The following is a 12,468-nucleotide window of genomic DNA, read 5'->3' as shown; positions in this document are numbered from 1 at the left end:
GTTAATTTAACTGGCTCACTCAAGATCATTTTTAGCATCCCAATTACAGAAGTCACAACCGCTCATGTCAAATTTTTTGTTTCCTACTCTTCGAGGATAACTGGGATTATATTTAATTGCAAGCCCCCAACCTCGCCAGAGTCTGAACCCTAGCGTGTCAACACGGCCGCCAAAACTGAGGAGACAAATGTTGAGAGATTCAGACAACCCTGAGAAATCTTGGGAAGATTTAGAAGCCGAACTGCTTCCTCACCGTCCTTTTTATGCCCCGGGCGAGACTGAAATTGAAAAAGACCTTTACGCTAAGCGACGATGTGCTCAGCAACAAATGAAGGCTGAAAAACGGCCAGATATTGCAGGCCGCTCTTATTACTACTGCACGGAGACAAATAATGATGACTAACTTGAATTACCGACTGCTACCTCCGAAAGATGAGTACGTTCAGGTGTCTATCTATCTGAATCGGGTGCACTTGGATGGATATACGCCCGATCGCGCGATCGCACAATTAATCGAAATGGGTTACGATCCTAGTTTGCAATACCAGTGGAATCCAAAACGCAACGAGTTTGATTTGTTTGCTGTGATTCACGATCGCCCGATCGCAGATTCACTGATGGATAAACAGGCTTGCGATGCTCTCTGGGCTGCATTTAACGAATCTTCGCTTTACGTCATTGGTTGCGAGGCTGCCCAAAATCCTAATTGGCTGGCTGCGGGCAGTTTTAATGACTCGCGCCGTCACGCTGCGCCGGAGGAAATTGAGCCTCTGCAAGCAAATGCTACGGCTGCTGCTTGATATTCGTGCTCTTGGTACGTTGTTGCGCTTCAGCGCTCTTTCCTAAAATCTGGAAAGAGCGCTGAAGCGCAACTACATACGTTTCTTGGTACGTTGTTGCGCTTTAGCGCTCTTTGCTAAAATCTGTAAAGAACGCAAAGAGCGCAACTATATATTTTTCTTGGTACGTTGTTGCGCTTTAGCGCTCTTGGCGAATATCTGGAAAGAGCGCTGAAGCGCAACTACATACCTTGTACGATCGCACAATTGAGCTAATCTCTGATTGGGCGAATGACCATTTTATGCGATTTTTTACTCCACGAGCTCATAACCAAGCTCTATCGCCAAAGGATTGACCACACTATTTAATAATCTTAATTCTTCTGGCAGTGCCTGACGCTTTGTACTGTATATGACTTTTTCGATAGTAGTTTTATTTAGCTTGAGTTCTAAATAATTTTCTAACTCAGTAAAATCAAAGTTTTCATTGCATAAATCTTCATATTTTATTAGCATTCCATTTACTTTATGACTATCTGCAATGTATCCTTGAAGTAAATTTTTCCAGTGCAATCCAAACTGCTCTGGTGTGTATACAGGCTCATTTGGCCATTTTTTGTACCAGTAAAAACCCTGAAAAGAAGCATAGGCATTGTAAGGATTTCTATACAAAAATAGGAATTTGGCATTGGGAAACAGCCATTTTAAGTAAATAGCGTGATCGATAGTCAACCTCACTTCTTTTAGCCCCCATCGCACAATTCCCCTTGCTTTGGCGGGTTTTTCAAAATGATTTACCAAGAAGGCAATATGAGATTCAAGTAAGTAATTTATGTCGGGATAAAGGTTGGCAATCCATTCGCCAGCTAAGTTAGACAGTGGAGCACTATCGCTTAAAACTTCATCAATAAACCATTCCGCAGCAGGATAGGTATCAGTAATTGATTTGAGCGGGCTAGATAAATGGTCGATTAATCCTGCACGACCGTAGGGTTCACCCCATACGATGATAGAACCCGATGACATCACTAACCTTTGCAAAAGAGTTGACCCTGACCTCCAACCAGCAGAAAATATAAATACAGGACTGGAATCGCAATTACTTTTAATGTTCGGCCACCTGACCGAAAATGTTTTAAGGGCTTCTTCGATTGTTGGAACTTTTTTCAAGTCCTCTTCATGTTTGATTTTAAAGTCCATATTGAAAATTAGTTGTTGTTATAATTGATGTGGGTTTTTCGTTATTCAATTTTAGTGGCAATCTGCGAAAACTTCAACTCTAGTTTAAGCTGATATTAAAGTGGTATAACTCCAAATACCGAATCCTACCTCCCTTTGATGGGTACGATCGCCCTTTGATAACTGTTGGCGGGCGATTGCTGTTCGCGATCGCCTTGCCGCGCGTACTTTTGGACTTCGCGGACATTCGATCGCGCCCTGGGGTAGGAGGACACGGGGCGGTACCTGCGGGCGATCGCACATTTATGTACTGTACAGCGTTAGTGCGATCGCGCCCGATGGGGTTAGAGGAAGAAACGGGACTGCCGTTTCCCTACGGGTGACGATCGCACAACAAGCAAAATTCGATCGCACTTTTATAGCCGTTCTGGGTACGGAAGGGGCATTACCCATTAGTGTCAACTTAAGGTCAAGCCCAGTCAGAGACTGTTGTTTGACTATTAAGTCTAGATCCCCCCTAGCCCCCCTTAAGAAGGGGGGAACAGGAGTCTTTTCAAAGTCCCCCTTCTTAAGGGGGATTTAGGGGGATCTAGACTTAGCTAAAAGCAAGAGATACCCAGGCTTTCAGGCTTAAGTTGACACCTATGGGCACGGTGCGGTGTCCTGTATTTGCTGTCTCCTCTATCTGACCAGGCCGCTGGGCACTGACATCTCGATCGAACTAGACTAGAGTGGAGTTCCCGAACCCAAATCCTTGCGGGGCAAATCTTTCGGGGAAAATATATCGGCAGCAAACCTCATTGCAGGTTTGTCGATTTTATTTTTCAGTGAAATTACACATTTTGTGAATTTTTGCAAGGGCTGATATGGATGTTGTGGAAATTGGGAACTATAAAAATGGGATCGTACTGTCCAGCAGTAACTACCTGCAATACCATCTCTGAAATTATTCAGGAAGGCGTCAATGTTTAAGAGCAAATTATCCAAAGTTATCGTATCTCTGCTGCGGCGGATTGCTGGTGTTACCAGATCCGGGGCGAAGCGGCTGATGAGAGCAATGCTGCAAGCCCTTATGGCTATGGGCCGCAGGGCAAAGTTGCCGGTGGCGGGGTTTGTGCTGCCGACGGTGACGATGGTGTTGCTGGTAGTGATTTTGTTGACTGTGGCGATCGTCCTGCGATCGTTCGATCGGGCTAATTTGGCTCGCAACGTGCGGGTGAACCAGCAGGTGCTGGCGGCCGCTACTCCGGCGCTCGATCGGGCGAAAGCAAAAATTCAATTTTTGCTGTACGAAGATCCGCAAAGGCCGACATCAACTCCCTCCGATGCAGAATTGTACCGGATTATGTCAGCAAACACTACAACACCAGTGGTTAGCGATTTGTATAAGTTTGCTGATGAGGAGCGTTTGATACTTAAGTATCCCGTCGTCAACGGTACTACCCTGACTGCTGCTGCTAACGATCCTAAAAAACCGCCGCTTGAAAGAACCGGACCAGGAACTCAACAAGAAAGTGAAGCCATAAATACAGCTTGGAGATATCCCGTCGATACAAATAACGATGGCAAATTTGATACTTTTACCCTCTACGGAATATTTTTTCGCAATCCTCCCCTTCGGGTAGAACCAAACGGCGAGGCAGTAGTAGTTGCCAGGTCAAGGAAGCCGCTGGATGCCAGAACGCCACCGATGGCTTTGGGAGCATTAGACCCGGCTTGTGCGTCTGCGGGTGCAGGCGATAACGTCGCTACCTTGGTGGGAGACTCGGGCTGGTACAAGCTAGACGGTAAACTAAGAAAAAGTTTCTTTGTTTATACCGTTAATGTACCAATTAAAGATACAGAAGCTGCTGCTTTAGGTGCCAATTATCAAGCCTTCACGGGAACTTCTAGCATATCGGCACTGGAATATCAGCAAGACCAAAGCCGTATTCCCCTCAGCAACAACGCGGTAGTTTATGAAGATGACTTAGAGATATCCCCGGGTGCTAACCTGAATTTAAACGGGCGGATTTTGACAAATAGCAATTTATTAGTAACGCGTACTGGTACTGATGATATAAATTTCAATTTATTTCAAGTTAGCAGCAGAGGCTCTTGTTTTTACGACCAAGAAAATAGCAGAATTCAGGTTGCAGGTAACGTAGTCAATGGTTGGTCAGGTAATCTGAACAGTAGACCCGTAACAGTACATCTTTTTAAGGAAAAAACAGGCACCGTCGAACCAAATGCAGCACCCATAATAACTATTGATCCCACAAATCAATCTGCTCCTACCAACAACAGCCTTCAGGTAATTTACAACGGCAACGCTTACTCTAGGCGGTTAAATGCGCTAGTAGAAGGTCAAATCCTAGCACACCCAGATACTCCCGATCTAGAAAATGATCCACTCTCAGTTCGGCGATTGGTCAAGCCTCCAGCAGGTAGCACCCAACAGCCCATGAGTCGTCGCAATGCACTGGAATCTTATTTCAGAGACACGTTACGGAAAGTGCCTTTTAGTGAAGCACCACTCGGAAGTAACGGAGGAGTAGTTCCTGGGGTAGCATTTAATACTTACATTCAAGGAAGTGGGGAAAGCCTCAGACCCATAGATGCTTGGGTTTTTCCTACAACTGAGAGTGCGCCGAATGTAGGAACTGCCAGCGGGGCCGGGCGGACGGAACTCACCCTCGATCTGACTCAACTGGCGTCAAGAAACCCAGAAAAAATAAAATCTACTGAAAGCGAACTAAATTTGGGTGAAAGGGTAGCCGTAGGCAACAATTTACCAGCCCTGCGGTGGGACGGCGCCTCCAAATTCCTTGGCGCTTCAGTGCCACAAAAGGTTGGTGCACCCTGGACAGGTGGAGAACCCGATCGCACCCGCAAGTCGCAGGTCACGAAGCTCGCTGACGTTGGAGGAACAGACCGGGGCAATGGTTTCGGAGAACTGCCCGGTACTGGAACTCCTCCCTTTAGAGACGGTTTCTGGGAAGCAGTTGCAGCTCAAACGCCGAGAAATCCCCTTGATGGGACTGGCGGTTTGCGAGTAATTACAAGTGGTGGAGTGTACGATCGCACAAACTCCTTCCTTCCCCCACCCCGATGGAACGATGGGGCTACTGACGGGACAGCAACCAGCGAAACAGGACCCCCATCTGTAGGTGTCGCTCTCACGGCCGCCAATACTTACGACGACCCGGCAACTACTACTGTTGAACAGTACCCCGTAGTTTGGCCCGATACTATGCCAATGTCGCCACTCGGAGCAGGTTCTCAGGTATACAACAATGTAACAGGTCCTCCTTGGGTAGATTGGACGGCAGGAGTAACAGCCCAAACTACCCCAGCAATTGCCTCTACCACTCTACTTCCAGGTATTGTCGAAGAAACCGCCAGCGCTCGCCAGTATGCCAAAGGCGACTTGCGGATGCGAGCAACGGCTGTTTATCATTACGAATTCAACGGCTACAACCCAGACGCCATTAGTGGTACGGCTCAACCAAATCAAACACTTTATGCCTGTGTTAGCAGTTACTATGACCCCAGTAATGCTTCGACAGCCAGAAATATTACCAGTGGCCGTATAGGCACTGATGTCAGCACTGATGTCAGCGGGCAGGGTGTCAGAGCACCTAGCGGCCTACCAGAACTTGGATCTCCTCGGCAGCAATTCATCGGCTCCAATAACGGCATTACATACACCCCCGACAGAGGAAGAACCCCACCCGGCCTTTCTCGTGTGGGCTCTGATGGTGTGCTGACAGGCGGTACCGACAGAGCTTTGGAAATACAAGCTAGCTTAGTCTTTCCCGACGGTCGGTTTGCCAACGGGCCATTGAGAACAGCCCTGCTAGTAGATTCAAACGCTCGCACATTAGCACAAAAAGCTGCAATCGACTCAACATATTGTGCGCTAGACATTCTCGCCGGGACGCTCGCTCCCGATCCCACACTGATTCCGCACGGAGGAATTCAAGAAGTAGCATTTTTGAATGGCAGAGAAATTAAGGCGATCGAGCGTGACAACCCTGCTACTCCGAACAACGAAGCCTTTACGCTCAGCAGTCCTCTTACAAATCCTCCATTAAGAGTCAATTACAACCAGCCGCTAGAAGAACGGGAACCCTTAGAAATTCGTGCAACTCAGCTAAATATCAGAACCCTTCGCCAAAACAGACGCCAAGGTAGTACGACGGAGTGGTTGCTGCCCAACAGTGGGATTATCTACGCAAGTCGAGACGACGCACTGCCCGATCGCAGCGATCGATCGTCGGGTACTCCAGCTACTGGGGTGGACGAAGCCACAAGCAAAAGAGTTAGTCCCTCAGACTCCACCCTCGACCCCAGTCGCAAGCCAAACGGCATTCTCTTGATTAACGGTAACTACCTGTTTCGCGGTGGTACTACTCCCGATGACCCTCCGGCAAGGGTAACTAGCGTAACAGATGTAGTGAAGGAAAAAGGTCTGACCTTAGTATCGAACTTGCCCGTCTACATCCAAGGCGAATTTAACACCCACGGTCGCAGAAACACCACACCTGTTGGTACTCCACCAGCACCTTTTGAGGAGGTTGAAGAATTTAGGACTATTGTCAATCCAACGGACTGGAGCAACTTTTACCAACGCGCTAGTAATGACTTGAATCCCAACTTTGCTTGTCGTGCTGGCGACCCCAGACTCCCAACTTGTCAAGGCGACTTCTGGAGACCGGCAAATGTTCTGGCTGATTCGGTCACCCTCATATCAGCAAGATATCGTTTTGGCTTCCGGAACGAAGGAGATTTTGACCTGCGAAATAATGCGGGGGCTGAGGCGGTACTGCGTCGCAGACAAAGAGGCTTTTTCAACAACAACTTTGTCACTAACGGACTTTCCAGCGGAGCGTTTTTAACTAATGGCAATTTAAAACCCCCAGCAACCCCGGTAACAGATTCGACAGTGCTCAAAGACTCTACCTATGTCAATGCCCCTACCAATAACCTCTTTAGAAGTTCTTACTTCAACAACTTTGTGACTCCCGTTCAACGGCGAGGAGCATTCCCAGAGTATGTGATGGAAGTTTGTAGAAAACTGCCCGTTTCTGAGTGTGGCGATAATGACTGGTTTGTCGATCCAACAGGAGCTGGACGGACGGCATTAGATGCTGCTCCTAATGGGATTGGGACTTATGTCCCACCTACTGTTCCTGGGAGTCCTTTTCAAGCTGGTTCAACATTCGATCCCCCGCTTCCGGCATTACAAAGGTTTCCCCGTCGCGTCGCTTTTGCAAAAGATCCCCGTAATCCCACCCAGTTGTTAACCCCGGCAAATCCACAGCCTTTAGCGATCGCTAACGGTACAAATATTGCGCCTGTTGCTCCGGGAACTAATGCTCCCGCTCCTATTGCAGGCAGAGATAATTCTCTGTGGTTTGCCGGGATATCTGGGACAGATCCAGTTTTCAACAACACTACCGCTCTCTATTTAGTAAATGCCCCCGCTGTTGGTGGCGTTAGTAGCGCCCTAGATGGAAGCAATACACCGTTACCAGTCTTACCTTTACTAGCAGGAGCAACACCAGAACCCCCAGTCTTACCTTTACTACAGGGAACGCAGCCCCTATTAATGCCGTTCTTACAGATCCGAAATGTGTCAGCTACAGCAACCAATCCTGCCGGTGGACTAACTTCGAGAGTCACAGGATGGATATCACAAGCTGAAAATACAACTTTCAATCTGCTCATGGCAACTGGTGATACTCCCTCTGTAAACATCAATGGCGCAGTCGGCGACCAAAACGGCGGCTTACAAAACTTGCCCAGATTCTTGGAAAACTGGAATGGTGGTTCATTTACTACTAATATCAAGGGTTCTTTTATTCAGCTAAACCGCAGTGCGTTTAGCACAGCACCCTATCAGTCGATCCTCGCAGCAACTCCACCAGGTTCAGTCGCAGCCGATAACATAAAAAGCGTGTTCGGTCTGTCCACTGCTCCTTCCCTACTCCCACCAGGAAGTTTCGCGAACTATAACACTCCGGGTGCAGGACTTTTTCCTTACTTCACCCCGCCAAATCGGAACTGGGGTTATGACGTGGGCTTGTTACCTCAGCCACCGGATTTATTCACTCAAAAGTTCACTACTCCTCCCTCAAGAAGTCAACCGGCCGAGTTTTTCCGGGAAGTGCCTCGAAACGACGAGTGGGTGAAAACTTTGATGTGCGGGATTCGCGACGATGGCACTGTTAGTGGTGGTACGACACCCGCTACTTCCAGTCGCCCAACTGACTGCCCAGCATAGCTCTAAATCCCCTAACTTTCTGTCGCGCAACTACTGGAGTCCTAATTATGAAACGACAACTACAGCAAAATTTATCCCAGTCACGAGATTGTGGCTACACGATTATCGAGTCATTGGTAGCGATGATTGTCGTTTCGGTGCTTATGATTGCGATCGCCCCGGTGATGGCTTTCTCAGTAGCGACTCGCGTACAAGCGCGGCGGATGGAACTGGCCACGCAGGCGGCGAGAGCTTACATTGACGCTCTTAGAACAGGTGCGATTAAACCCTCAGATGTGAACTTTTTTCCCGATACCAATACTAATGCTCCTTCCTCTGTTAGCAATTTGTACTGTGTTGAGTTTGACGGGAAGCCCGGTTGCACGGGCAGCACAGATTTTCGCGTTCAGGGAGTGCGAGTCTCAAATGCTGCTTCTGCTACTTCTGCTGAGGTTGCACAAGCAGCGGGCTACGCTTTAACCGTGAGGGTTTACAGGGGTGATGCTACTGGTGTTTTAACAGCAGTAGGTCAATCTATAGTGGGAGCTGGACTGGGCGACCCCAAAGCCCCTGTGACGGTAATGAACACAGAAATTCCTGCTTCTACAGTACCAGGTTCCTATGGATCGTTATGTTCGCGTGTCCGAGATCCTAAAACTGGTGCGATCGGACCCAAGGCGTGTCAGTAACTAATCAAAATCCTTGTTAATAAAAAATTTTCCCTACCAATAGGCAAAGGAAGAAGTCAAAATGAAAATTTTACTCAGGCTGCTTCTCAAAAGTCAGCACCAGCGAAAACAGTTTCACGAAACTCAAACAGAAAAGGGAATGACTCTAATCGAACTGCTCATCGGAACGGTTATGGCATTTCTCATCATTACACCGATGCTAGGTTTTGTAGTCGATATGCTGAATACCGACAGGAGAGAACAAGTCAAGTCAAACACCGAGCAAGACATTCAAGCTGCGGTTGATTTTATAGCCCAAGATTTGAGTCAAGCTATTTATATTTACGATAATAATCTTGCTACCACAAATACCGCTACAGGCATCCCTGCAATACGGACTTTCCTGCCCGTCCCCCCCGACCAAAATAACACCCCTATTCTGGTATTTTGGAAGCGCCAGCAGCTCAAGAATTCTCTTCCTATAACGGCGGGTGATGCACCAAGTAGTTGCGCTCAAACAACCATACCATCAACACCTGCGCCACTGACTGGTACAGGTGCGTGCAACGATACCTATGTTTTATCATTAGTTGCCTACTACCAAGTTAAAGGTGATACTGGCGTTTGGTGTCAGCCTTCAGGAGATCCTAATACGTGTCCAACCCGTATTGTTCGATATCAAATTCAGGACGGGCTGAAAAATCCTGCTCAATCTGCAAATCTAGATCCAGCAGCCCGTTACTTTACTGATGCTCAGCTAGGAAATGATCGTAAGGACGGGCTAAAGCGCAGTAATGCGTTTAATATAGGTACTACCGCTGTCCCAGGTTTTGACATCAATAATCCAACTGAGAGGGTAACGAACCCAGGAGTTGCTTGGGAGCGCAATGACGTATTAGTTAATTACCTGGATCATACAAACCCAGGGCCACCACCCACTCAATGTACCACTGCTCTCGGGAATCCCACTACTCAAGTTGGAACCCAACAGCAACCAATCCCAGAAGATCAACTAAAAATACACAATCCTAACAATACCAGCTTCTACGCTTGTGTTGATACATCTAAAAATTTAGCCAGAGTTACTATTAGAGGAAACAGCCTGCGCCGCCTTCAACCCAACGGTGCCGACTATGCTGAAAGCAAGTCGGCATTTTTCCCAACAGCAACTGTGCAAGTACAAGGTTTGGGAGCGCGAGGAAAATAACTAATGTCTAAAACACATTTCCGAATCGCTGACTAGCAGATAAAACAGGAGAGTAAAATGAAAACCGCAATATTATTAAAACTTTGGCAGAGTTCTGACGCCAAATCAACCCCCAATTTCCCAAAGACTAGATCCAGAAATGACGATAACGGATACACGCTTTTAGAATTGCTAATCGTAGTGATACTGTTAGGTGTATTAGCTTCGATCGCAGCTCCGGGCTGGCTGGGATTCATCAACAGACAAAGAGTCCGCACAGTCAATGATCGCGTTTTCCAATCATTGCGACTTGCACAAAGCGAAGCCAAGCGAACCAAGCGTGATATAGTAGTCACATTTAATCTCCCTGTTCCTGGTCAGCCACCAACAGCTACAATTAACACAGATCCACCCCAAACCCCCCCACTACAAACAGTGACTTTCGACGGTGGAGGCGAAATCAAACCCGGCACTATTACAGTTTTAACAAATGCAACTGTTCCTGTTGCTTCTGGTGTTCCTGTCAATTCGATCGTTTTTGACTATCAGGGAAATATAAAAAACTTACCCCCAAGCGGAAATCCTGCAATACGCAACGGACGATTTGTGGTGTCAGTTTTTCCTGCTGGTAGCAGTGGCCCTAAGCAATGTGCGATCGTGGAAACTATCATAGGAGGAATGAGAACTGATGAAGGGCCTGAGTGCACGCCCTAGTTTTCAATAAATTTCATCGTTAATCAAGATATGTCTAATACATGAGAATTGCGAATTATATTATTGATCTTCCTTTAGCGACATTTATAATTTTTTTATTGATAATTATCGTTGTCACAAAGAAACGTCTTAAAAACGACGAGTTCTACACTTTAGTAATTAGCATACTACTATCTTTTCTCTTAGCAGAAGGAGTTTGTAGACTCTTAAATATAGGAGATTCTAGGATAGTTATATGGAAGGAGGATCGCGTTCAAGGACAAGTATATGCTTATCAACCCAATGGAAAGCTATTATATACTTACCCAGACAATCCTCGCAGATATTTTAACCAAAAGAATGAAGTGTCAGGAACCATAAATGCCAAAGGATTTCGGGGGTTAGATCGAGCCTTTGAGAAAGCTAATGGTACAACCAGGATAGCGTTCCTCGGTGATTCCTTTACCCTTGGGATGGGCGTAAAAGACAACGATACCTTACCAGTAAGTTTTGAACGCGAAATACAATCCAAATATCCCAACACCCAGGTTCTAAATTTTGGTGTGTCAGGAACATCCACCAAAGAACAAATCAAATTGGTTGAGGAATATGTAATAAAATTCAAACCAGACATAGTAGTAATCGTAGTATTTTTGAACGATGCAGACAGAACAGGAACAATTAACTTTATCTCTAGACCAAAGGTACTGGCTGAAGTTAGAAAAAATTCGTTTTTTATCAACGCTTTAATCGGAAGCATTGAAAAACCTATTCTATATCAGGAGATGATTCGTCATTATCAAGATGGTTATTTAGAAGGTAGCCCCGGTTGGGAATCTGTCAAAACTGCGCTCAGGAAAGGAAAAGCGCTATCTGAAAAACAGAACTTCCAGCTTATAGTTACAGTATACCCTGTACTCTTTAAACTAAATGATAGCTATCCATTCAGACATATTCACAAAGTAATAGAAGACTATTGTGCCTCTTTGAAAATTCCGTTTGTCGATTTATTGAATGGATTTATTGGCCAACAGGATTCCAAACTTTGGGTACACAAAACTGACCAACATCCCAATGAAGTAGCAAATAGAATTGCTGCGGGGGAATTATCGAAATTCTTTGAGAGTAATGACTTAATCAAAAAGTAGGGCGTCCAGAGCGTATTGCAAGATGGAAAATATGTAAAGAGCGATCGCACTCCGCAATTTCCCAGCTTCCCGATCGCCCATCTCATCCCCCAGTATATCCAACAAAGCAAAACAGCCGGCAGAAACGTCGCCATGAAAGCCTTTCGAGCTTTAGTACGATCGCAAATTTAGCATTCGGGCGATCGACTCTCATCCCATAGGCCCGATCCCCCCTAACCCCCCTTAAGAAGGGGGGGACAAGATGTTTCTCAAAGTCCCCCTTCTTAAGGGGGATTTAGGGGGATCGAGACTCGGCAAGAAGGGGGGGGACAGGAGCCTGGTCAAAGTCCCCCTTCTTAAGGGGGATTTAGGGGGATCGAGACTCGACGATCAACGAGAGATACAAAGGTTTTTAACCCACATTCCGCACCCCCAACTGGCACATAGGGGGATTGAGGGGGGGAAAGTGAATCATCCGAGACAAAAATGAGTAGAAATACTCAATTATCTCGGTGACTCAACATCACCCAGTAGTCCATTCTGAAAAATTGACGTGAGGACGTGAGTTAAATCTGATGTAGGTTAAAAT

At 46.6% G+C, this 12,468-nt stretch carries 10 protein-coding genes; 9 read left to right on the top strand and 1 reads right to left on the bottom strand.

Translation table 11 applies throughout. The features are described 5' to 3' along the window. Positions 1-187: 187 nt before the first annotated feature. Both QZ938_RS31790 and QZ938_RS31785 read left to right on the top strand, forming a co-directional pair. Positions 188-403: a hypothetical protein gene (locus QZ938_RS31790; RefSeq protein WP_293356193.1), complete on the top strand. Its 216-nt coding sequence runs from the start codon at positions 188-190 to the stop codon at positions 401-403. Then, complete coding sequence (locus tag QZ938_RS31785; RefSeq protein ID WP_293335478.1) at positions 393-800, top strand: hypothetical protein; 408 nt, start codon at positions 393-395, stop codon at positions 798-800. Before QZ938_RS31790 ends, QZ938_RS31785 begins: the two co-directional genes overlap by 11 nt. A gap of 291 nt (positions 801-1,091) precedes the next feature. Here the strand turns inward: QZ938_RS31785 and QZ938_RS31780 are convergent, their stop codons facing one another. Beyond that, positions 1,092-1,979, bottom strand: a complete 888-nt coding sequence (locus QZ938_RS31780; protein WP_293356196.1) for a sulfotransferase — start codon at positions 1,977-1,979, stop codon at positions 1,092-1,094. Between the two features lie 155 nt (positions 1,980-2,134). Between QZ938_RS31780 and QZ938_RS31775 the strand changes: the two genes are divergently transcribed. The 7 genes from QZ938_RS31775 (at position 2,135) to QZ938_RS31745 (ending at position 12,071) form a co-directional block, all read left to right on the top strand. After that, a complete protein-coding gene (locus tag QZ938_RS31775) occupies positions 2,135-2,341 on the top strand; it encodes a hypothetical protein (RefSeq protein WP_293356199.1) in 207 nt (68 codons plus the stop codon). A gap of 581 nt (positions 2,342-2,922) precedes the next feature. Beyond that, positions 2,923-8,226, top strand: coding sequence for a hormogonium polysaccharide biosynthesis protein HpsA (gene hpsA / locus QZ938_RS31770; protein WP_293356202.1), 5,304 nt, complete (start codon positions 2,923-2,925; stop codon positions 8,224-8,226). 47 nt (positions 8,227-8,273) lie between these two features. Further along, complete coding sequence (locus tag QZ938_RS31765) at positions 8,274-8,894, top strand: prepilin-type N-terminal cleavage/methylation domain-containing protein (RefSeq protein ID WP_293356205.1); 621 nt, start codon at positions 8,274-8,276, stop codon at positions 8,892-8,894. A gap of 61 nt (positions 8,895-8,955) precedes the next feature. After that, positions 8,956-10,080: a hormogonium polysaccharide secretion pseudopilin HpsC gene (gene hpsC, locus QZ938_RS31760; RefSeq protein WP_293356208.1), complete on the top strand. Its 1,125-nt coding sequence runs from the start codon at positions 8,956-8,958 to the stop codon at positions 10,078-10,080. Positions 10,081-10,137: 57 nt separating this feature from the next. Beyond that, positions 10,138-10,773, top strand: coding sequence for a Tfp pilus assembly protein FimT/FimU (locus QZ938_RS31755; protein WP_293356211.1), 636 nt, complete (start codon positions 10,138-10,140; stop codon positions 10,771-10,773). 41 nt (positions 10,774-10,814) lie between these two features. Further along, positions 10,815-11,900 carry an SGNH/GDSL hydrolase family protein gene (locus QZ938_RS31750; protein WP_293356214.1) on the top strand — a complete coding sequence of 362 codons (1,086 nt, stop codon included), beginning with the start codon at positions 10,815-10,817 and terminating at the stop codon, positions 11,898-11,900. Positions 11,901-11,915: 15 nt separating this feature from the next. After that, positions 11,916-12,071, top strand: coding sequence for a hypothetical protein (locus QZ938_RS31745; RefSeq protein ID WP_293356217.1), 156 nt, complete (start codon positions 11,916-11,918; stop codon positions 12,069-12,071). Positions 12,072-12,468: the final 397 nt, after the last annotated feature.

The organism is Microcoleus sp. CAWBG27, assembly GCF_020883145.1.
In the GTDB taxonomy this organism is placed as follows: Bacteria; Cyanobacteriota; Cyanobacteriia; order Cyanobacteriales; family Microcoleaceae; genus Microcoleus.
This window is presented reverse-complemented; position numbering and strand designations above follow the sequence as displayed.

Excerpts from the sequence above, each read along its gene's own strand:
- QZ938_RS31790 (WP_293356193.1), top strand. The coding sequence starts at position 188 with ATGTTGAGAGATTCAGACAACCCTGAGAAATCTTGGGAAGATTTAGAA.
- QZ938_RS31765 (WP_293356205.1), top strand. The coding sequence starts at position 8,274 with ATGAAACGACAACTACAGCAAAATTTATCCCAGTCACGAGATTGTGGC.
- QZ938_RS31755 (WP_293356211.1), top strand. The coding sequence starts at position 10,138 with ATGAAAACCGCAATATTATTAAAACTTTGGCAGAGTTCTGACGCCAAA.
- hpsC (WP_293356208.1), top strand. The coding sequence starts at position 8,956 with ATGAAAATTTTACTCAGGCTGCTTCTCAAAAGTCAGCACCAGCGAAAA.
- QZ938_RS31780 (WP_293356196.1), bottom strand. The coding sequence starts at position 1,979 with ATGGACTTTAAAATCAAACATGAAGAGGACTTGAAAAAAGTTCCAACA.
- hpsA (WP_293356202.1), top strand. The coding sequence starts at position 2,923 with ATGTTTAAGAGCAAATTATCCAAAGTTATCGTATCTCTGCTGCGGCGG.
- QZ938_RS31750 (WP_293356214.1), top strand. The coding sequence starts at position 10,815 with ATGAGAATTGCGAATTATATTATTGATCTTCCTTTAGCGACATTTATA.
- QZ938_RS31785 (WP_293335478.1), top strand. The coding sequence starts at position 393 with ATGATGACTAACTTGAATTACCGACTGCTACCTCCGAAAGATGAGTAC.